The following is a 19,784-nucleotide window of genomic DNA, read 5'->3' on the forward strand; positions in this document are numbered from 1 at the left end:
CGGGTCTGGCGAAAGGCCAGACCCGATCGTACCACTTAGTTGTGGGCGTGCAGTGCTTCGTTCAGCTCGATGGCCGACTTGTGCGTCTTGCACTCGACGGCGCCGGAAACCGAGTTGCGGCGGAACAGCAGGTCGGTCTGGCCGGCCAGGTCGCGGGCCTTGACCACTTTGACCAGTTGGTTCTGCTCGTCGAGCAGTTGCACCTTGGTGCCAGCGGTGATGTACAGGCCGGCTTCGACGGTATTGCGATCGCCCAGCGGGATGCCGATACCGGCGTTGGCGCCGATCAGGCAGCCTTCGCCCACCTTGATGATGATGTTGCCGCCACCGGACAGGGTGCCCATGGTCGAGCAACCACCGCCCAGGTCCGAGCCCTTGCCGACGAAGACGCCCGCGGAAACGCGGCCTTCGATCATGCCCGGGCCTTCGGTGCCGGCGTTAAAGTTGACGAAGCCTTCGTGCATGATGGTGGTGCCTTCGCCGATGTAGGCGCCAAGGCGGACACGGGCGCTGTCGGCGATACGCACGCCGGTCGGCACGACGTAGTCGGTCATCTTCGGGAACTTGTCCACCGAGAACACTTCCAGCAGCTCGCCTTTCAGGCGCGCTTCCAGTTGCTGCTCGGCCAGTTCGGCCAGGTCGATGGCGCCCTGGCTGGTCCAGGCGACGTTCGGCAGCAGCGGGAAGATGCCGGCCAGGCTCAGGCCGTGAGGCTTGACCAGGCGGTGGGAGAGCAGGTGCAGCTTGAGGTACGCCTCGGGCGTCGAGCTCAGGGTGGCGTCTTCGGCCAGCAGCGTGGCGACCAGCGGCTTGCTGCTTTCAGCGAGGCGGGTCAGCAGGGCGGACTGCAGCGGATCGACAGCCTTGATCGCTTCGGCCAGTTGCGCGGCCTGGGAGGTGGTGAAGGTGATGGCCTGGTTGCCGCCTTCATAACCCAGCAGCGGGGCGACGGCGGCGACCAGGTCGGCGGCCGGGTTGAGCAGTGGCTGAGCGTAGAAGACTTCCAGCCAGGCGCCTTGGCGGTTCTGGGTGCCGACACCGAAGGCCAGGCTGAACAGGGAAGTGGACATGCAGTTACCTCGTACTGAAATTGATGAAAAGCGTGCGGCTCACTTCAGCGCGGCCGCGTACAGGTCCGGTTTGAAGCCCACCAGGGTCTTGTCGCCCAGGTCGAGTACCGGGCGCTTGATCATCGACGGTTGAGCGAGCATCAGTTCGACGGCCTTGGCCTGGTCGATGTCGGCCTTCTGGGCGTCATCGAGCTTGCGGAAGGTAGTGCCGGCGCGGTTCAGGATCACGTTCCAGCCGTGCTCGTCGCACCAGCGGTCGAGGCTGTCCCGGTCGATGCCCTGGGTTTTGTAGTCGTGGAAGGCGTAGTCGATGGCTTGTTCTTCGAGCCAGCTACGTGCCTTTTTCATCGTGTCACAGGCTTTGATGCCGTAAAGAGTGTAAGCCATTGAACATTAAGGGTTGTCGGGCGTTCCCGAAGCAACCCCGCGACTCCTCGGAATTTTGGGTGGGCTGGATTATGCGGCAACAACGGGCACGGCGCCACGGCTGTGGCGCCGGCATCGGACATGCGTGTATCAGGGTGCGACGAGTAACTGCCGGGACTCGATGAAAATCACCCCGGCCTCCTGCATTTCCGCCATCGCCCGTTCCAGCGAGCCGTCGCTGTCTATGGCCCGGCAGGCGTCCAGCACCACATAAGTGACGAAACCCTTGCCCCGGGCATGCAGCGCCGTCCAGGCGACGCAGAAGTCCAGCGCCAGACCGACCACGTAGACGGTGGAAATACCTTTTTCCTGCAAGTAGCCGGCGAGACCCGTGGTGGTCTTCTGGTCGGCTTCGGTGAATGCCGAGTAGCTATCTACCGCCGGATTGCCGCCCTTGCGCACGATCAGTTGGGTATGGGGGATGTTCAGCAACGGGTGGAACAGCGCGCCCTCGCTGCCCTGGATGCAGTGGTCGGGCCACAGCACCTGCGGTCCATACGGCAATTCGATGACCTCGAACGGCTTGTGGCCCGGATGGCTGGAGGCAAACGAGGCGTGACCGGCGGGGTGCCAGTCCTGGGCCTGGACCACGTTGCGAAAACCGGCGGCGATGCGGTTGATCAGCGGCACGATCTGGTCGCCCCCGGCAACTGGCAGGGCACCGCCGGGAGTGAAGTCGTTCTGCACGTCAATGACGAGCAGGGCGCGATCGGGGCTATCGTTGTTCAGGTCTGGGGCCATCGGACGCTCTTCCTTGTAATCACGGTATGGGAGGGTAAAACCGATGCAGCGGGATAAAAGGCTTGTGTAGCATGGTGTTACATATTCTCCGCCGACCTGCGACTTATGTTCAGCGGTCGCTCGGTGGTCGAGGTCGTTACTATATGTGTCCAATGGCACTCGCCTGTCCAGCGTGCCAGGGAATGCTTTCGAATCGAACAGGAAACACGCCGTATGCAGTCAGCCTATACCGTCCTCATCCTGCTGATGCTGGTCAGTGTCTCCAAGCTGGTGGGACGAATGATCCCGCTGCCGTTGCCGCTGGTGCAGATTGCCGCCGGTGCCTTGTTGGCCTGGCCGACCCTGGGTTTGCACGTGGCTCTGGACCCTGAATTGTTTCTCTTCCTGTTCCTGCCACCGTTGCTGTTCTCCGATGGCTGGCGCATGCCCAAGCGCGAACTGTGGCGCCTGCGCGGGCCGATCCTGACACTCGCGGTGGGGCTGGTGCTGTTTACCGTGGTTGGCGCCGGTTACTTCATCCACTGGATCATTCCGTCCATTCCGCTGCCGGTAGCCTTCGCCCTTGCCGCGGTGCTGTCGCCGACCGATGCCGTGGCGGTGTCGGCCATCACCCAGGACCGCCTGCCGACGCCGTTGATGCACATGCTGCAAGGCGAAGCGTTGATGAACGATGCGTCGGGCCTGGTGACCTTCAAGTTCGCCCTGGCGGCGGCCATCACCGGGGTGTTCTCCCTGGCCGAGGCCAGCCTGACCTTCATCCTGGTCGCACTCGGCGGCCTGGCCATCGGCGTTGCCTTGAGCTGGCTGGTGGGCCGCCTGCGTACCTGGATGATCGCTCGCGGCTGGGATGATCCGGCCACCCACGTGGTGTTCATGTTGCTGCTGCCGTTCGCCGCTTATGTACTGGCCGAACGCCTGGGTGCTTCGGGCATTCTCTCGGCTGTGGCGGCGGGGATGATGCAGAGCTGGCTCGACTTGTTGCCGCGCCAAACCAGTACCCGATTGCTCAACCGCAGCGTCTGGTCGCTGCTGGAATTCGCCTTCAATGGCCTGATCTTCCTGCTGCTGGGCCTGCAATTGCCGGACATCATCAAGGCGGTGACCAGCCACGAAGCCTCGCTCTGGCCGACCCTGGCCTGGCGCTGTCTGGAGGTGGTGGCGATCTTCGGCGTGTTGCTGCTGCTGCGCTATGTCTGGGTGCAGAGCATCTGGCGACTGATCGGCATGGTGCGTCGCTGGCGGGGCAAGGGCGAGCTGGTGCTGGGCCCGAACGCGCGCTCCTGCTGGCTGCTGACGGTGGGTGGCGTGCGCGGGGCGGTGACCCTGGCGGGCGTGATGTCGGTGCCGCTGCTGATCAGTGCCGGCAAGGACTTCCCCGAGCGTGACCTGCTGATTTTCATCGCCGCCGGAGTGATCCTGCTGTCGCTGGTATCGGCCTGCATTGCCTTGCCGCTGTTGCTGCGCGGCGTCGAGAAAAGTGCGGACGACGCCCTGCAACAGGAAGCCGATGAAGCCTGGCGTCGTACCGCCGAGGCGGCTATTCACGCGCTGGAAGCAGAAGAAACTGCTGAGCCGGGCGCGCAACAGGATGCTTCGCAGGCGGCACTGGCGGCTGAACTGAAAGCGCGGCTGATGGCCGAATACCGCCAGCAACTCGACGCCTACAACGACAGCGCCGAGGCTCGCGCGCTGGCCGAGCAGATGGACCAACTGGAGCGTCGTTTGCGTTTGCGTGCGCTGCGGGCGCAGCGTTTGGAGCTGTACCGGCTGCACCGTCATCACGAGATCGGCGACGATGTGGTGCGCAGGGTGCTGGGGGAACTGGACTTGAGCGAGGCCAATCTGGGGCTGGTCAAGTAGGGGTCAAGAACGAGTAGCCCGGCGGATGCTCCGGTCATGGTTACCAGGGGCTAGCCGGCAGATCTTCAGCGCCCTTGAGATCGAGCGCCGCCCGCGCGGCGCTCGATCTCAAGGGCGCTGAAAAATGGTCGTCTAGCGCTTGGTCCCCATTCCTCGATCTTTTGACAGCGCACTCATAAAGGTTAGCGCCGCACAGCCATCAACCCTCGATAAACGCCCGAATACGCTTCGCCGCTTCCACACATTCCGCCAGCGGTGCCACCAGCGCCATGCGCACGCGCCCGGCGCCCGGATTCACGCCGTCAACGTCGCGGGACAGGTACGAGCCTGGCACCACGGTCACGTGCTGTTGCTCGAACAGGTCACGGCAGAATGCGGCGTCGTCGTTGCCCGGGACTTTCGCCCAGAGGTAGAAGCCGCCATCCGGTTTTTGTACGTCCAGCACCGGGCCAAGGATATCCAGCACGGCGTCGAACTTCTCGCGGTACAGGTCGCGGTTGTCGCGCACGTGGTCTTCGTCGTTCCAGGCGGCAATGCTCGCCAGTTGGGTCTGCACCGGCATCGCGCAGCCGTGGTAGGTGCGGTACAGCAGGAAGCCTTTGAGGATATCGGCGTCACCGGCAACGAAACCGGAACGCAGACCCGGCAGGTTGGAGCGCTTGGACAGGCTGTGGAACACCACGCAACGCTTGAAGTCGCTGCGGCCAAGTTCGGCGCAGGCGCTAAGCAGGCCCGGCGGCGGGGTTTGTTCGTCGAAGTACAGCTCGCTGTAACACTCGTCGGCGGCGATGACGAAATCGTACTGGTCAGCCAGGGCGATGAGTTTCTTCAGGGTTTCCAGCGGTACCAGGGCGCCGGTCGGGTTGCCGGGCGAGCACAGGAAGAGAATCTGGCAGCGCTGCCAGACGTCCGCCGGCACCGCATCGAAGTCCGGGTTGAAGCCGTTCTGGTCCAGGCACGGCAGGTAGTGCGGCTTGGCGCCGGCCAGCAGCGCCGCGCCTTCGTAGATCTGATAGAACGGGTTCGGGCTGACGATCAGGCCGTCATCGCTGCGATTGACCACGGCCTGGGTGAAGGAAAACAGCGCTTCACGGGTGCCGTTGACTGGCAGCACATGACGGGCAGCGTCGAGCCAGCCGGTCGGCACGCCGAAGCGGCGCTCACACCAGTGGGCAATGGATTCGCGCAGCGCCGGCAGGCCGAGGGTGGTCGGGTACACCGCCATCTGGTCGAGGTTGTCGGCCAGGGCCTTGGCCACGAAAGCCGGCGAGGTGTGCTTCGGCTCACCGATCGACAGGGCGATGGCGCGCTTGTCCGCCGCAGGGGTGACGCTGCCCAGCAGGGCGCGCAGTTTTTCGAACGGGTAGGGCTGAAGCTGGTTCAAAGCGGTGTTCATCGGCGCGGGTTCTCGTCAAAGCATTAAATGGTCAGGCGAAAGGGTTCATTGCCACTGGCCTGGTCGACGCGCAACTGTTCGACGATCACGTCCTGCAGGCGGTTGCACAGTTGTGGGTCGGAAAGCGGTTGGTTGTCGGCGTCGGTAATGAAGAACACGTCTTCCACGCGCTCGCCGAGGGTGGCGATCTTGGCGTTCTGCAGCGACAGGTCGAAATCCAGGAAGATCTTGCCGATCCGCGCCAATAGGCCCGGGCGGTCAGGCGCGATGATTTCGAGGATGGTCACCGGGCGCTGGGCGTCGTTGAGGATGGTCACCTGCGGCGCGAAGGAGAAGTGCTTGAGCTGGCGCGGCACCCGGCGATGGATGATGTTCGGGTAGTCGTCCGGGTTGCGCAGGGCATCGGTCAGGCCGTCGCGGATCTGCTTGATGCGCTGCGGGTTGTCGCCGATCGAGCCACCGTCGTTGTCGAGCACGATGTAGGTGTCGAGGGTGAACTGGCTGCTGGAGGTGATGATCCGTGCGTCATGGATGTTCAGGTTGAGCTGGTCCATGGCCGCCACGGTCACGGCGAAGAAGTCATGCTGGTCGGGCGCGTAGATGAAGATCTGCGTGCCGCCTTCGAATTCGCGCTGGGTGGTTTCCTTGATCAGTACCAGCGGGCCGCCGTCGGCGGGCTGCTGGAGGATCGCGTCGGAGTGCCAGGCAACATCCGCGGCGGTATGGCGCAGGAAATAGTCGTCGCCCAGTTGCGACCAGAGCTGCTCGACATCGTCCTGATCGGTGCCTTCGCGCACCAGAATGTCGAGGGCGGCGCTTTGCGTCTGGCGGATCTGCTCTTCGCGGTCCAGCGGGTTTTCCAGGCCGCGGCGCAAGGCGCGCTTGGTCTCGGTGTAGAGCTGGCGCAGCAGGCTGGCGCGCCACGAGTTCCACAGGCTGGGGTTGGTGGCGTTGATATCGGCCACGGTCAGCACGTAGAGGTAGTCCAGATGAACCTGGTCGCCGACCATCTGGGCGAAATCGTGGATCACCTGCGGGTCGGAAAGGTCCTTGCGCTGCGCGGTGGTGGACATCACCAGGTGGTTCTGCACCAGCCAGACGATCAGGCGGCTGTCCCAGGCCGGCAGTTGATGGCGCTCGCAGAAGGCTTGCGCGTCCACCGCGCCCAGTTCCGAGTGGTCGCCCTGACGGCCCTTGCCGATGTCGTGGTAGAGCCCGGCGAGGTACGCCAGCTCCGGCTTCGGCAGCCGACCCATGAGCTTGCTGGCCAGCGGAAACTTCTCCGACACCGGGGTGTACTGGAGTTTGCGCAGGTGCTTGATCAGATTGAGGGTGTGGGCATCCACGGTATAGATGTGGAATAGATCGTGTTGCATCTGCCCGACGATCAGGCCGAACTCCGGCAGATAGCGCCCGAGGATGCCATAGCGGTTCATCCGGCGCAGGTTGCGGTGGATGCCGATCTCGCACTTGAACAGCTCGATGAACAGGCTGGTGTTGCGGATATCGTTGCGGAAACTGTCGTCGATCAGGTGACGGTTTTCCCGCAGCAGCCGGATGGTGTCGGCGCGAACGCCCTTTATTTCCGGGTGCTGCGCCATCAGCACGAAGATTTCCAGCATGGCGAACGGTGTGCGTTTGAACACGTTCGGGCGCACGGCTTCAATATAGCCATCGTGCAACTGGAAGCGTGCGTTCAGCGGCTGGGTGGTGCTGCTGGAGTCGTCGGCGAGGATGACTTCCTCGAAGTGCTGGATGATCAGGTCGCTGAGCTCGGCAATGCTCATGACCACACGGTAATACTGCTGCATGAACTGCTCGATGGCGCGCTTCGGGTTTTCATCCTTGAAGCCGAGCAGGGCGGCAATGCTGCGCTGGTGGTCGAACAGCAGTCGGTCTTCGGAGCGCCCGGCGAGCATGTGCAGCGCGTAGCGCACTTTCCAGAGAAATTCCTGGGACGAGGCCAGCAGCTTGTTCTCGCTTTCCAGCAGGAAACCTTCGCCCGCGAGGGCGTGCAGGTTCAGGGTGCCGTACTGGCGACGGGCGACCCAGAGCACCGTCTGGATGTCGCGCAGGCCACCGGGCGAGCCCTTCACGTTGGGTTCGAGGTTGTATTCGGTGTCGTTGTATTTGTGGTGTCGGGCTTTCTGCTCGGCACGCTTGGCCAGGAAGAACTCCTTGCTCGGCCACATGTGCTCGGGGCTGGTGACCTCCAGCATGCGTAGGCGAAGGTGCTCGGGGCCGCTGATGGTCCGGCTTTCCATCAGGTTGGTGACTACCGTCAGGTCGGCACGGGCCTGCTCGGCGCATTCGTCGACGGAGCGCACACTCTGGCCGACTTCCAGGCCGATATCCCAGAGCAGCGTCAGAAAACGCTCGATCGAGTCGCGGAAAATCTCATGATCGGCGCTGTCCAGCAGGATCAGCAGGTCGATGTCCGAGTGCGGATGCAGCTCGCCGCGACCGTAGCCACCTACCGCGACCAGAGCAATATCGGCATCTTCGCTCCAGTCGAACTGACTCCACGCCTGTTGCAGGATGTTGTCGACGAACCAGGCGCGGTCCTCGATCAACCGACGGATATCACGGCCCTGGCGGAACCTTTCATCGAGCACTTCGCCGGCGCGACGAATGGCTTTCTTGAAGGCCGCGATCGGGCTTGACTTGAGGGCCAGTTCCGCCTGGAACTGGCCGCGGTCGAACAGCTCGGGATCCACCTGTGGCATCGAGTCGCGTCCTGTCTGGTCAGGCTGAAGTACGGGGAATGGTGTCGTCTTTGCGCAGGGTGAAGATTTCGTAGCCGGTCGCGGTGACCACCATGGTGTGCTCCCACTGGGCGGAAAGCTTGCGGTCCTTGGTAATGGCGGTCCAGCCGTCACCCAGCACCTTGGTGTCGGCCTTGCCCTGGTTGATCATCGGCTCGATGGTGAAGGTCATGCCTTCTTTCAGTTCCATGCCGGTGCCGGCGCGGCCGTAGTGCAGGATCTGCGGCTCTTCGTGGAACACCTTGCCGATGCCGTGGCCGCAGAACTCGCGGACGACCGAGAAGCCGTTCTTTTCTGCGTGCTTCTGGATCACTTCGCCGATATCGCCCAGGCGGCAGCCCGGTTTGACCAGCTCGATGGCTTTGTACAGGCACTCCTGGGTGACTTTCGACAGGCGCTCGGCCCAGACCGGCACTTCGCCGACATGGAACATGCGGCTGGTGTCGCCGTGGTAGCCGTCCTTGATGACGGTCACGTCGATGTTTAGCGTGTCGCCGGCCTTGAGCGGCTTCTCGTTGGGGATGCCGTGGCAGACCACGTGGTTGATCGAGGTGCAGATCGACTTGGGGAAGCCTTTATAGTTGAGCGGCGCCGGAATGGCCTGCTGCACGTTGACGATGTAGTCGTGGCAGAGGCGGTCCAGTTCTTCGGTGGTCACGCCGGGCTTGACGTGCTCTTCGATCATTTCCAGGACTTCGGCGGCAAGGCGGCCGGCGATGCGCATCTTTTCGATGTCTTCGGCGGTTTTGATGGTAACGGTCATTGCAGGCTCTCTACGGCGCGGAGGGGCGCGGGCAAACAGGAAAGGCGCGATTCTAGCAGAGCGCTGGCGGTTTCAGGGCCCCGCGCCACGGCTTGTGCCTCATGGATGCTGGCATTCTGGCGCGATTGCGTCCGGGGTGCAAAAGGCCGCCAAGGCGATGGTATTGCGGGTTTCGTTCATCGATCGAGTGTGGTATAAAATGCGCCGCTTTCCGGGGATAGCCCCGCCAAGCTCAAACCCACACACGTATCGACACGATGACCTGGGTGCTCCGATCGACAGATCGCGGGTTGGTCATTGGGATGCGTGGAGGCCCAACCCGACTTATCAAGGAACTATCATGTCCCAAGTCAACATGCGCGATATGCTGAAGGCCGGTGTGCACTTCGGCCACCAGACCCGTTACTGGAACCCGAAAATGGGCAAGTTCATTTTCGGCGCGCGCAACAAGATTCACATCATCAACCTGGAAAAAACCCTGCCAATGTTCAACGACGCTCTGAGCTTCGTAGAGCGCCTGGCCCAGGGCAAAAACAAGATCCTGTTCGTCGGCACCAAGCGTTCCGCTGGCAAGATCGTTGCTGAAGAAGCAGCACGTTGCGGCTCGCCGTACGTCGACCATCGCTGGTTGGGCGGCATGCTGACCAACTACAAAACCATCCGCGCTTCGATCAAGCGTCTGCGCGAGCTGGAAGTCCAGGCTGAAGACGGTACCTTCGCCAAGCTGACCAAGAAAGAAGCGCTGATGCGCTCCCGCGATCTGGAAAAACTGGATCGCAGCCTGGGCGGTATCAAGGACATGGGCGGCCTGCCTGATGCACTGTTCGTGATCGACGTTGACCACGAGCGCATCGCTATCACCGAAGCCAACAAGCTGGGCATCCCGGTCATCGGCGTTGTCGATACCAACAGCAGCCCTGAAGGTGTTGACTACATCATCCCAGGCAACGATGACGCCATTCGCGCCATCCAGCTGTACATGGGTTCGATGGCCGACGCCGTCATCCGTGGTCGCAACAACGTTGCCGGCGGCACCGAAGTCTACGCTGAAGAAGCGCCAGCTGCCGAGTAAGTGACGCTTAGCGTCGACTTGGCACGCAAAAAGGGGGCTAGGCCCCCTTTTTGCCACCTTGAAATCCTCCTGTCGCCAAGTGTCCGCATTATCGACGCGCCGCATACAGGTAGTGGATTTCCAGAATTGAGCGCCCGTGAGTATCGGGTGGAATGGTTGAAAACCTATCCAAGAGGATTTTGAAATGGCAGAAATTACTGCAGCGTTGGTCAAGGAACTGCGTGAGCGTACTGGCGAAGGCATGATGGACTGCAAGAAAGCCCTCACCAAAGCCGGCGGCGATATCGAAAAAGCCATTGACGACATGCGCGCCTCGGGTGCCATCAAGGCTGCCAAAAAGGCTGGCAACGTTGCCGCCGAAGGCGCCATCGCCATCAAGGACGACGGCAAAGCCGCCGTTCTGCTCGAAGTCAACTCGCAGACCGACTTCCTCGCTCTGCAAGACGACTTCAAGGCATTCGTTGCTGCCAGCGCCGAGAAAGCTTTCAATGACAAGCTGACCGACGTTGCTCCGCTGATCGAAGCTCAGGAAGAGGCCCGCCTTGCCCTGGTTTCCAAGGTTGGTGAAAACGTCAACATCCGTCGCTTGGTGCGCGTTGAGGGTGACGTTGTCGGTACCTACCTGCACGGTAACAAGATCGGTGTTGCGGTTGTCCTGAAAGGCGGTGACGTCGAGCTGGCCAAAGATGTTGCAATGCACGTTGCTGCCAGCAACCCTGAGTTCCTGCTGCCATCGGAAGTTTCCGCTGAAGCGATCGAGCGCGAGAAAGGCGTGTTCCTGACCCTCAACGAAGACAAGATGAAAGGCAAGCCAGCTGAAATCGTCGAGAAGATGATTGCTGGTCGTATCACCAAGTTCCTGGCCGAGGCCTCGCTGGTCGAGCAAGCTTTCGTCAAGAACCCGGAAGTGACCGTTGGTGCTCTGGTCAAGAAAGCTGGCGCTGAAATCGTTTCCTTCACTTACTTCAAAGTAGGCGAAGGCATCGAGAAGAAAGAAGACAACTTCGCTGAAGAAGTTGCTGCTCAACTGGCTGCTGCCCAGAAGCAATAAGACGGATTCACATCTGTCGCCCCAAAGAGGCTGCCCGCTCACGCGCGCAGCCTCTTTGTCAAAGCGCGAGCGGTTTACAAGATCTGCTTTCGCTCTGGCGCTATTCAAGCGCCACGCTACAGTTGGCGCAGGCTGAAAACAGCCCGCCCGGAATTTTACAAACGCCGCAGGAGAGATTCGCAATGGCTCAGCAGGTGAGTGGTCGTCAACCTCGCTATAAACGCATTTTGCTCAAACTTAGCGGCGAGGCCCTGATGGGCTCGGAAGACTTCGGGATCGACCCGAAGGTGCTGGATCGCATGGCGCTGGAAGTGGGTCAGCTCGTTGGTATCGGTGTCCAGGTCGGCCTGGTTATCGGTGGTGGCAACCTCTTCCGTGGTGCGGCCTTGAGCGCGGCTGGCATGGATCGCGTCACCGGTGACCATATGGGTATGCTGGCGACCGTGATGAACGCCCTGGCCATGCGCGACGCGCTGGAGCGCTCGAATATCCCCGCCATTGTCATGTCGGCCATTTCCATGGTCGGTGTCACTGACCACTACGACCGCCGCAAAGGTGTTCGCCACCTGAACTCTGGCGATGTAGTGATCTTCGCTGCCGGTACCGGTAACCCGTTCTTCACGACCGACTCCGCCGCATGCCTGCGTGCCATCGAAATCGATGCTGACGTCGTGTTGAAGGCGACGAAGGTCGACGGCGTGTACACTGCCGATCCATTCAAGGATCCGCATGCCGAGAAATTCGACCGTCTGACGTACGATGAAGTACTCGACCGCAAACTCGGCGTAATGGACCTGACCGCAATCTGCCTGTGCCGTGATCACAAGATGCCATTGCGGGTTTTCAACATGAACAAGCCTGGCGCCTTGCTGAACATCGTAGTGGGCGGCGCTGAAGGAACTCTGATCGAGGAAGGCGAACAATGATCAACGAAATCAAGAAAGACGCCCAGGAACGCATGGGTAAATCGCTGGAGTCGCTGCACCACGCTTTCGGTCGCATCCGGACCGGCGCGGCGAACCCGCAGATTCTGGCTGGCGTGATGGTGCCTTACTACGGCGCCGATACTCCGATCAACCAGGTCGCCAGTGTCACCGTCAAGGATTCGCGTACTCTGCAAGTCGTGCCTTTCGAGCGCAGCATGCTGGGTGCCGTGGATAAAGCCATCCTCAACTCGGGTCTGGGCTTCAACCCGACCAACCTGGGTGAGCTGCTGCTGATCTCCATGCCGGCCCTGACCGAGGAAACCCGCAAGGGCTTCACCAAGCAGGCGCGCGATGCCGCAGAAGACGCTCGGGTTGCCGTGCGCAATATCCGTCGTGATGCCCTGAGCCAACTCAAGGATCTGGTCAAAGAGAAGGAAATCAGCGAAGACGAAGAGCGTCGTGCCGCTGATGATGTCCAGAAGCTGACTGACAAGTTCGTTGCTGAAATCGAAGTTGCCGTGAAAGCAAAAGAAAAGGACCTGATGGCCGTTTAAGGTCGGGGCTTTTTTTAATGGAAAAGAGCAAGCAGGGTGTGCCTCCATCGGTGCCGCGTCATGTCGCGATCATCATGGATGGGAATAATCGCTGGGCGAAGAAGCGCCTGCTGCCCGGCGTTGCCGGGCACAAGGCTGGTGTGGACGCGGTGCGGGCCGTTATCGAGGTCTGCGCCGAGGCCAAGGTCGAGGTGCTGACCCTGTTCGCCTTCTCCAGCGAAAACTGGCAACGCCCGGCCGAAGAGGTCGGGGCGTTGATGGAGCTGTTCTTCTCGGCCTTGCGCCGGGAAGCCAAGCGGCTCAATGAGAACAACATCAGTCTGCGGATCATCGGTGATCGCTCGCGCTTTCACCCTGAGCTTCAGGCGGCCATGCGCGAGGCCGAGGCGCTGACCGCTGGCAGTAACCGTTTCATCCTGCAGATCGCCGCCAACTATGGTGGTCAGTGGGATATCGCGCAGGCCGCTCAACGCCTGGCGCGCGAAGTCCAGGCCGGGCATCTGCGCCCGGAAGACATCACTCCCGAACTTCTGCAAACTTGTCTGGCTACTGGCGACCTGCCGTTGCCGGACCTGTGTATTCGCACCGGGGGCGAGCACCGCATCAGCAACTTCCTGTTGTGGCAACTGGCCTACGCCGAGCTGTACTTCTCCGACCTGTTTTGGCCGGACTTCAAACACGAGGCCATGCGTACCGCGCTGGCCGATTTCGCTTCGCGCCAGCGCCGCTTCGGTAAAACCAGCGAGCAGGTCGAAGCTGGAGCCCGTGCTTAATGCTCAAACAACGCATTATTACCGCGCTGATTCTGCTGCCGATCGCCCTGGGCGGGTTCTTTCTGCTCGAAGGGGCTGGCTTTGCCCTGTTCATCGGGCTGGTGGTCACCCTTGGCGCCTGGGAATGGGCTCGCTTGGCCGGCCTGATGGCTCAGGTGTTGCGGGTGGCCTATGCCGCAGTCATCGCCGGTTTGCTGATGCTGCTGCACCTGATGCCGGATCTGGCACCCTGGGTGCTCGGTGCTTCGGTGTTGTGGTGGGGCGTGGCAACCTGGCTCGTCATGACCTATCCGCGCACCAGTGAGCTTTGGGCCAGTGCAGCCTGTCGGTTGCTGATCGGTGCGCTGATCCTCCTGCCTGCCTGGCAAGGGCTGGTGCTGCTCAAGCACTGGACTATGGGCAACTGGCTGATTCTCGCGGTCATGGTGCTGGTCTGGGGTGCCGACATTGGTGCTTACTTCTCTGGCCGGGCGTTCGGCAAGCGCAAGTTGGCGCCGCACGTCAGTCCTGGCAAGAGCTGGGAAGGTGTTTACGGCGGCCTGGCGCTGAGCCTGGTCATCACGCTGGGTGTCGGTCTGACCCGGCATTGGAGTGCTGGCGAACTGGTGCTCGGATTGTTCGGTGCTGCGCTGTTGGTAATGGGCTCGGTGGTCGGCGACCTGACTGAAAGCATGTTCAAGCGCCGTTCCGGAATCAAGGACAGCAGCAACCTGTTGCCGGGGCATGGCGGCGTACTGGACCGTATCGACAGCCTGACCGCGGCCATCCCGCTGTTCGCCGTGCTGTTGTGGGCGGCTGACTGGGGCGTCCTGTGAGTCGCGTGCAGCGCATTACCGTGCTCGGGGCCACTGGCTCCATAGGTCTGAGCACCCTGGATGTCATCGCTCGGCACCCGGATCGCTACGAAGTCTTCGCCCTGACTGGCTATTCACGCTTGAACGAGCTGTTGCAGCTGTGCCTGCGCCATGCGCCAGTGTTTGCCGTGGTGCCGGACGAGGCGGGGGCTTGTACCCTGCGCGAAGGGCTTGAGGCGGCGGGCTCGTGCACTGAAGTGTTGGTGGGCGAACAAGGCTTGTGCGCGGTTGCGGCTGATCCGCAGGTCGATGCGGTGATGGCTGCGATCGTCGGTGCTGCGGGTTTGCGTCCGACGCTGGCGGCAGTGGAGGCGGGCAAGAAGGTGTTGCTCGCCAATAAAGAAGCGTTGGTGATGTCCGGCGCCCTGTTCATGCAGGCGGTACGCCGCAGTAACGCAGTGCTGCTGCCGATCGACAGCGAGCACAACGCCATCTTCCAGTGTCTGCCGGGTGACTACGGTCGCGGGCTGGCTCAAGTGGGTGTTCGCCGGATTCTCCTGACCGCTTCGGGTGGGCCTTTCCGTCAGACCCCGGCCAGCGAGCTTGCTGCGGTGACCCCGGAGCAGGCCTGCGCGCATCCCAACTGGTCCATGGGGCGGAAGATTTCCGTCGATTCGGCCAGCATGATGAACAAGGGGCTGGAACTGATCGAGGCCTGCTGGCTGTTCGATGCTCGCCCTTCGCAGATCGAGGTCGTGGTGCATCCGCAGAGTGTGATTCACTCGCTGGTGGATTACGTCGACGGTTCGGTGCTTGCCCAGTTGGGCAATCCGGACATGCGTACCCCCATCGCCAGCGCGCTGGCCTGGCCGGAGCGAATCGATTCCGGTGTGGCGCCGCTGGACTTGTTTGCCATTGCTCGTCTGGATTTCCAGTCGCCCGATGAGCAGCGTTTTCCTTGCCTGCGCCTGGCGCGGGAAGCCGCGGAGGCCGGCAACAGCGCGCCGGCGGTACTTAATGCGGCCAATGAAATCGCGGTGGAGGCGTTTCTTCAGCGGCGCATCCGCTTCCCGGAAATCGCGAGTATGATCGGACAGGTGCTTGACCAGGAGCCAGTAGTGGCCGTGGATACGCTGGATGCGGTATTTGCCGCCGACCAGCGGGCCCGGGTGCTTGCCGGGCGGTGGTTGGCGCATCACGGGCGCTGAGGTGCGACTCCGCAAGGCGTCGTGTCGGGCCCTGTTGAACGTTATTCGGAGAAAGACATGAGTGCGCTCTACATGATTATCGGCACCCTGGTTGCACTGGGTGTTCTGGTTACCTTTCACGAATTCGGGCACTTCTGGGTGGCTCGGCGCTGCGGCGTCAAGGTGTTGCGTTTCTCCGTCGGCTTCGGCACGCCGTTGCTTCGCTGGCACGACCGTCAAGGTACGGAGTTCGTGATTGCCGCCATTCCACTGGGTGGCTACGTCAAGATGCTCGACGAGCGCGAGGGCGATGTGCCTCTTGCGCAAGCCGAGCAGAGTTTCAATCGAAAAACGGTTGGCCAGCGCATTGCGATCACTGCTGCAGGGCCGATCGCCAACTTCCTGCTCGCTATCGTGTTCTTCTGGGCGCTGGCGATGCTTGGCAGTCAGCAAGTACGTCCGGTCATCGGCGGGGTCGAGGCGGGTAGCCTGGCAGCCGTCGCCGGGTTGAGTTCCGGGCAGGAAATCGTTTCGATCGACGGCGAGCCGACCAACGGTTGGGCTGCGGTCAATCTTCAACTGGTTCGCCGTCTGGGCGAGAGCGGGTCGCTGCAGGTTGGTGTGCGCAGCGAAGGCGCCACCGTTGACAGCGCTCACACGATTACCCTCGATCATTGGCTCAAGGGTGCTGACGAGCCTGATCCGATTCGCTCCCTCGGCATCCGTCCATGGCGCCCGGCGCTCGCGCCGGTGCTGGCCGAACTGGATCCGAAGGGGCCGGCCCAGGCCGCCGGGTTGAAAACCGGTGATCGCCTGCTGGCGCTGGATGGTCAGGCGCTGAATGACTGGCAGCAGGTGGTCGACACCGTGCGGGGTCGTGCTGACAGCCGCATCGTGCTCACCGTCGAGCGCGATGGCGCTCGCATCGAGTTGCCGGTCACCCTGGCCAGCCGCGGCGAGGGCAAGTCCGCTGCCGGTTATCTCGGCGCTGGTGTCCAGGCGGTCGAATGGCCGGCGCAGATGCTGCGTGAGGTCAGTTACGGGCCGCTCGAAGCAGTGGGAGAAGGTCTTTCCCGTACCTGGAACATGAGTGTTCTGACCCTCGATTCGCTGAAGAAAATGCTCTTCGGCGAGCTCTCGGTAAAAAACTTGAGCGGACCGATAACCATTGCTAAAGTGGCGGGCGCTTCGGCCCAGTCCGGCCTTGGGGATTTCCTGAATTTCCTTGCCTATCTGAGCATTAGCCTAGGAGTTCTTAACTTGCTGCCCATTCCAGTTCTGGATGGGGGGCATTTGCTGTTTTACCTGATCGAGTGGGCGCGTGGCCGCCCACTGTCGGACCGGGTGCAAGGTTGGGGTATCCAGATCGGTATCAGTTTGGTAGTCGGGGTGATGTTGCTAGCCCTGATCAACGATTTGGGTCGACTGTAACGCTTCGCTCAATTGCGAACCTGCCGCCTTTCGCGGCGGGTCGTTTATTGCCAGTTGGAATAAGAAAGGACTTCATGAAACGTCTGCTGCTAACTGCGGCTCTCGCCGCACTGATGATCGCTGAAGTTCACGCCGAGTCCTTCACCATCTCCGATATTCGTGTCAATGGTCTGCAGCGGGTTTCCGCGGGCAGCGTATTTGGTGCATTGCCGCTGAACGTTGGCGATCATGCCGACGACGGCCGCCTGGTGGAATCTACCCGTTCGCTGTTCAAGACCGGTTTCTTCCAGGACATCCAACTGGGCCGTGATGGCAATGTCCTGATCATCAACGTCGTTGAGCGCCCGTCGGTGTCGAGCATCGAAATCGACGGCAACAAGGCGATCAGCACCGAAGACCTGATGAAAGGCCTGAAGCAATCCGGTCTGGCGGAGGGCGAAATCTTCCAGCGGGCGACCCTCGAGGGTGTGCGTAACGAGCTGCAGCGTCAGTATGTCGCTCAGGGTCGCTACTCCGCCGAGGTCGACGCCGAAGTGGTTCCTCAGCCGCGCAACCGTGTTGCCTTGAAGATCAAGATCAACGAAGGCACGGTCGCCGCCATCCAGCACATCAACGTCGTGGGCAACACTGTGTTCTCCGACGAGGACCTGGCAGGTCTGTTCGAACTCAAGACCACCAACTGGCTGTCGTTCTTCAAGAACGACGACAAGTACGCCCGTGAAAAGCTCTCCGGCGACCTTGAGCGCCTGCGTTCCTACTATCTGGATCGCGGCTACATCAACATGGACATCGCTTCCACCCAGGTGTCCATCACCCCGGACAAGAAGCACGTCTACATCACCGTCAACGTCAACGAAGGCGAGAAGTACACCGTACGCGACGTCAAGTTGTCCGGTGACCTGAAAGTCCCTGAAGACCAGGTCAAGGCGCTGCTGCTGGTGCAGCCGGGCCAGGTCTTCTCGCGCAAGGTGATGACCACCACTTCCGAGCTGATCACCCGCCGGCTGGGTAACGAAGGCTATACCTTCGCCAACGTCAACGGTGTGCCGCAGCCGCATGATGACGACCACACCGTCGACATCATGTTCGTCGTGGATCCGGGCAAGCGTGCCTACGTCAACCGCATCAACTTCCGTGGCAACACCAAGTCCGAAGACGAAGTGCTGCGTCGTGAAATGCGCCAGATGGAAGGCGGCTGGGCTTCGACCTACCTGATCGACCAGTCCAAGACCCGTCTGGAGCGCCTGGGCTTCTTCAAGGAAGCCAACGTCGAGACCCCGGCTGTTCCGGGTACCGATGACCAGGTCGACGTCAACTACACCGTTGAAGAGCAGGCTTCCGGTTCGATCACCGCCAGTGTCGGTTTCGCCCAGAGCGCCGGTCTAATCCTCGGTGGTTCGATCAGCCAGAACAACTTCCTGGGTACCGGTAACAAGGTCTCCATCGGCCTGACCCGTTCCGAATACCAGAGCCGATACAACTTCGGCTTCGTGGACCCCTACTGGACTGCCGATGGTGTGAGCCTGGGCTACAACGCCTTCTACCGCACGACCAACTACGATGACCTCGACGTCGACGTGGCAAGCTATGCCGTGGACAGCATGGGTGCCGGTGTCAACGTCGGTTACCCGATCAGCGAAACGTCGCGTCTGACCTTCGGCCTGACTGTTCAGCAGGACAAGATCAAAACCGGTACTTACACCGTTGATGAGATCTTCGACTTCCTGGACAAGGAAGGTGGCGACAGCTTCCTGAACTTCAAGGCCTCGGCCGGCTGGTCCGAGTCGACGTTGAACAAAGGCACACTGGCAACCCGCGGTCACTCGCAAAGCCTGGTGCTGGAAGCAACTACGCCTGGCAGCGATCTGTCGTTCTTCAAGCTCGACTACCGCGGCCAGCTGTTCAAGCCAATCACCAACGACTACACCCTGCGTCTGCATACCGAGCTGGGTTATGGCGACGGTTACGGTTCGACTTCCGGTCTGCCGTTCTATGAAAACTACTACGCGGGTGGTTTCAACTCGGTACGCGGTTTCAAAGACAGCAGCCTCGGTCCACGCAGTACGCCAAGCAACGGCACCCGACCAGGAACTGCAGCAGACCCGGATCAGGATCCACTGCCGTTCGGCGGCAACGTTCTTGTTCAGGGTGGTGTAGAACTGCTGTTCCCGCTTCCGTTCATCAAGGACCAGCGTTCGCTGCGTACCTCCGTGTTCTGGGACGTGGGTAACGTGTATGACACTAATTGCGGCTCCAAGCCTGATTGCGAGAAGCTCGGCCTTTCTGGCCTGGCCAGCTCCGTCGGCCTGGGTGTGACCTGGATTACCGCACTGGGTCCGTTGAGTTTCAGCCTGGCAATGCCGGTGAAGAAACCGGACGATGCTGATACCCAGGTGTTCCAATTCTCTCTGGGTCAGACCTTCTAAGGGTCTGGTCCACGTAAATGACAACGGATTCTGTAGGAGTGCATCGTGCGTAAGTTGACTCAACTGGCGGTACTGGCAGCGGCTCTGGTCGCGACCCCGGCGTTTGCCGAAATGAAGATTGCTGTCCTGAACTATCAAATGGCGCTGCTGGAATCGGACCCGGCCAAGCAGTACGCGGTTGATGCCGAGAAGAAATTCGGCCCGCAACTGACCAAGCTGAAGAACCTGGAAAGCAGTGCCAAGGGCATCCAGGATCGTCTGGTCAAGGGCGGCGACAAAATGGCCCAGGGCGAGCGTGAGCGTCTGGAACTCGAGTTCAAGCAAAAAGCCCGTGACTTCCAGTTCCAGTCCAAGGAACTGAACGAAGCCAAGGCCGTTGCTGACCGTGACATGCTCAAGCAGCTCAAGCCGAAACTGGATGGCGCTGTAGAAGAAGTCATCAAGAAAGGCGGCTTCGATCTGGTTCTCGAGCGTGGCGCGGTCATTGATGTCAAACCTCAGTACGACATCACCCGCCAGGTTATCGAGCGCATGAACCAGTCCCGTTGA

Annotated in this window: 17 protein-coding genes; 11 read left to right on the forward strand and 6 right to left on the reverse strand. The window is 61.3% G+C overall.

Annotation, left to right across the window (positions count from 1 at the left end):
- Positions 1-35 precede the first annotated feature (35 nt).
- From dapD to pncA, 3 genes are all read right to left on the reverse strand, one after another.
- Complete coding sequence (dapD, locus tag DM374_RS01530) at positions 36-1,070, reverse strand: 2,3,4,5-tetrahydropyridine-2,6-dicarboxylate N-succinyltransferase (RefSeq protein WP_110968267.1); 1,035 nt, start codon at positions 1,068-1,070, stop codon at positions 36-38.
- A gap of 39 nt (positions 1,071-1,109) precedes the next feature.
- Positions 1,110-1,457: an ArsC family reductase gene (locus DM374_RS01535; protein ID WP_110968268.1), complete on the reverse strand. Its 348-nt coding sequence runs from the start codon at positions 1,455-1,457 to the stop codon at positions 1,110-1,112.
- Between the two features lie 129 nt (positions 1,458-1,586).
- Positions 1,587-2,237 (reverse strand): bifunctional nicotinamidase/pyrazinamidase, encoded by a 651-nt coding sequence (gene pncA / locus DM374_RS01540; RefSeq protein WP_110968269.1) that lies wholly within the window; start codon positions 2,235-2,237, stop codon positions 1,587-1,589.
- A gap of 213 nt (positions 2,238-2,450) precedes the next feature.
- On the opposite strand from pncA, the gene DM374_RS01545 reads away from it, so the two are divergent.
- Positions 2,451-4,097, forward strand: coding sequence for a Na+/H+ antiporter (locus tag DM374_RS01545; RefSeq protein WP_110968270.1), 1,647 nt, complete (start codon positions 2,451-2,453; stop codon positions 4,095-4,097).
- A gap of 199 nt (positions 4,098-4,296) precedes the next feature.
- Here the strand turns inward: DM374_RS01545 and dapC are convergent, their stop codons facing one another.
- The 3 genes from dapC to map are packed head-to-tail and all read right to left on the reverse strand — an operon-like array spanning position 4,297 to position 9,021.
- Positions 4,297-5,493 (reverse strand): succinyldiaminopimelate transaminase, encoded by a 1,197-nt coding sequence (dapC, locus tag DM374_RS01550; RefSeq protein WP_110968271.1) that lies wholly within the window; start codon positions 5,491-5,493, stop codon positions 4,297-4,299.
- Positions 5,494-5,516: 23 nt separating this feature from the next.
- Positions 5,517-8,219: a [protein-PII] uridylyltransferase gene (locus DM374_RS01555; RefSeq protein WP_110968272.1), complete on the reverse strand. Its 2,703-nt coding sequence runs from the start codon at positions 8,217-8,219 to the stop codon at positions 5,517-5,519.
- 19 nt (positions 8,220-8,238) lie between these two features.
- Positions 8,239-9,021, reverse strand: coding sequence for a type I methionyl aminopeptidase (map, locus tag DM374_RS01560; protein ID WP_110968273.1), 783 nt, complete (start codon positions 9,019-9,021; stop codon positions 8,239-8,241).
- Positions 9,022-9,361: 340 nt separating this feature from the next.
- On the opposite strand from map, the gene rpsB reads away from it, so the two are divergent.
- From rpsB to DM374_RS01610, 10 genes are all read left to right on the forward strand, one after another.
- Positions 9,362-10,093, forward strand: a complete 732-nt coding sequence (gene rpsB, locus DM374_RS01565; RefSeq protein WP_095154086.1) for a 30S ribosomal protein S2 — start codon at positions 9,362-9,364, stop codon at positions 10,091-10,093.
- A gap of 184 nt (positions 10,094-10,277) precedes the next feature.
- Positions 10,278-11,144 carry a translation elongation factor Ts gene (gene tsf, locus DM374_RS01570; RefSeq protein ID WP_110968274.1) on the forward strand — a complete coding sequence of 289 codons (867 nt, stop codon included), beginning with the start codon at positions 10,278-10,280 and terminating at the stop codon, positions 11,142-11,144.
- Positions 11,145-11,326: 182 nt separating this feature from the next.
- Positions 11,327-12,070, forward strand: coding sequence for a UMP kinase (pyrH, locus tag DM374_RS01575; RefSeq protein ID WP_095154084.1), 744 nt, complete (start codon positions 11,327-11,329; stop codon positions 12,068-12,070).
- On the forward strand, positions 12,067-12,624 hold the full coding sequence (gene frr / locus DM374_RS01580; RefSeq protein WP_110968275.1) for a ribosome recycling factor: 558 nt from the start codon (positions 12,067-12,069) through the stop codon (positions 12,622-12,624). The genes pyrH and frr overlap by 4 nt, the downstream gene beginning before the upstream one ends.
- Positions 12,625-12,641: 17 nt before the next feature.
- Complete coding sequence (gene uppS, locus DM374_RS01585; RefSeq protein WP_095154082.1) at positions 12,642-13,397, forward strand: polyprenyl diphosphate synthase; 756 nt, start codon at positions 12,642-12,644, stop codon at positions 13,395-13,397.
- Positions 13,397-14,212 carry a phosphatidate cytidylyltransferase gene (locus tag DM374_RS01590; protein WP_110968276.1) on the forward strand — a complete coding sequence of 272 codons (816 nt, stop codon included), beginning with the start codon at positions 13,397-13,399 and terminating at the stop codon, positions 14,210-14,212. The genes uppS and DM374_RS01590 overlap by 1 nt, the downstream gene beginning before the upstream one ends.
- A complete protein-coding gene (gene ispC / locus DM374_RS01595; RefSeq protein ID WP_110968277.1) occupies positions 14,209-15,399 on the forward strand; it encodes a 1-deoxy-D-xylulose-5-phosphate reductoisomerase in 1,191 nt (396 codons plus the stop codon). Before DM374_RS01590 ends, ispC begins: the two co-directional genes overlap by 4 nt.
- Before the next feature lie 57 nt (positions 15,400-15,456).
- Complete coding sequence (rseP, locus tag DM374_RS01600; protein ID WP_110968278.1) at positions 15,457-16,809, forward strand: RIP metalloprotease RseP; 1,353 nt, start codon at positions 15,457-15,459, stop codon at positions 16,807-16,809.
- Positions 16,810-16,883: 74 nt separating this feature from the next.
- A complete protein-coding gene (gene bamA / locus DM374_RS01605; RefSeq protein WP_110968279.1) occupies positions 16,884-19,235 on the forward strand; it encodes an outer membrane protein assembly factor BamA in 2,352 nt (783 codons plus the stop codon).
- 45 nt (positions 19,236-19,280) lie between these two features.
- Positions 19,281-19,784 (forward strand): OmpH family outer membrane protein, encoded by a 504-nt coding sequence (locus DM374_RS01610; protein WP_095154077.1) that lies wholly within the window; start codon positions 19,281-19,283, stop codon positions 19,782-19,784.

The sequence above is a fragment of the Pseudomonas huaxiensis genome, from assembly GCF_003231275.1.
GTDB lineage: Bacteria > Pseudomonadota > Gammaproteobacteria > Pseudomonadales > Pseudomonadaceae > Aquipseudomonas > Aquipseudomonas huaxiensis.

What these genes read in the sequence shown, in the direction of transcription:
- bamA (WP_110968279.1), top strand. Translation starts at nt 16,884, where the DNA reads ATGAAACGTCTGCTGCTAACTGCGGCTCTCGCCGCACTGATGATCGCT.
- frr (WP_110968275.1), top strand. Translation starts at nt 12,067, where the DNA reads ATGATCAACGAAATCAAGAAAGACGCCCAGGAACGCATGGGTAAATCG.
- rseP (WP_110968278.1), top strand. Translation starts at nt 15,457, where the DNA reads ATGAGTGCGCTCTACATGATTATCGGCACCCTGGTTGCACTGGGTGTT.
- dapD (WP_110968267.1), bottom strand. Translation starts at nt 1,070, where the DNA reads ATGTCCACTTCCCTGTTCAGCCTGGCCTTCGGTGTCGGCACCCAGAAC.
- pncA (WP_110968269.1), bottom strand. Translation starts at nt 2,237, where the DNA reads ATGGCCCCAGACCTGAACAACGATAGCCCCGATCGCGCCCTGCTCGTC.
- tsf (WP_110968274.1), top strand. Translation starts at nt 10,278, where the DNA reads ATGGCAGAAATTACTGCAGCGTTGGTCAAGGAACTGCGTGAGCGTACT.
- DM374_RS01555 (WP_110968272.1), bottom strand. Translation starts at nt 8,219, where the DNA reads ATGCCACAGGTGGATCCCGAGCTGTTCGACCGCGGCCAGTTCCAGGCG.
- map (WP_110968273.1), bottom strand. Translation starts at nt 9,021, where the DNA reads ATGACCGTTACCATCAAAACCGCCGAAGACATCGAAAAGATGCGCATC.
- pyrH (WP_095154084.1), top strand. Translation starts at nt 11,327, where the DNA reads ATGGCTCAGCAGGTGAGTGGTCGTCAACCTCGCTATAAACGCATTTTG.
- uppS (WP_095154082.1), top strand. Translation starts at nt 12,642, where the DNA reads ATGGAAAAGAGCAAGCAGGGTGTGCCTCCATCGGTGCCGCGTCATGTC.
- rpsB (WP_095154086.1), top strand. Translation starts at nt 9,362, where the DNA reads ATGTCCCAAGTCAACATGCGCGATATGCTGAAGGCCGGTGTGCACTTC.
- dapC (WP_110968271.1), bottom strand. Translation starts at nt 5,493, where the DNA reads ATGAACACCGCTTTGAACCAGCTTCAGCCCTACCCGTTCGAAAAACTG.
- DM374_RS01590 (WP_110968276.1), top strand. Translation starts at nt 13,397, where the DNA reads ATGCTCAAACAACGCATTATTACCGCGCTGATTCTGCTGCCGATCGCC.
- DM374_RS01545 (WP_110968270.1), top strand. Translation starts at nt 2,451, where the DNA reads ATGCAGTCAGCCTATACCGTCCTCATCCTGCTGATGCTGGTCAGTGTC.
- DM374_RS01535 (WP_110968268.1), bottom strand. Translation starts at nt 1,457, where the DNA reads ATGGCTTACACTCTTTACGGCATCAAAGCCTGTGACACGATGAAAAAG.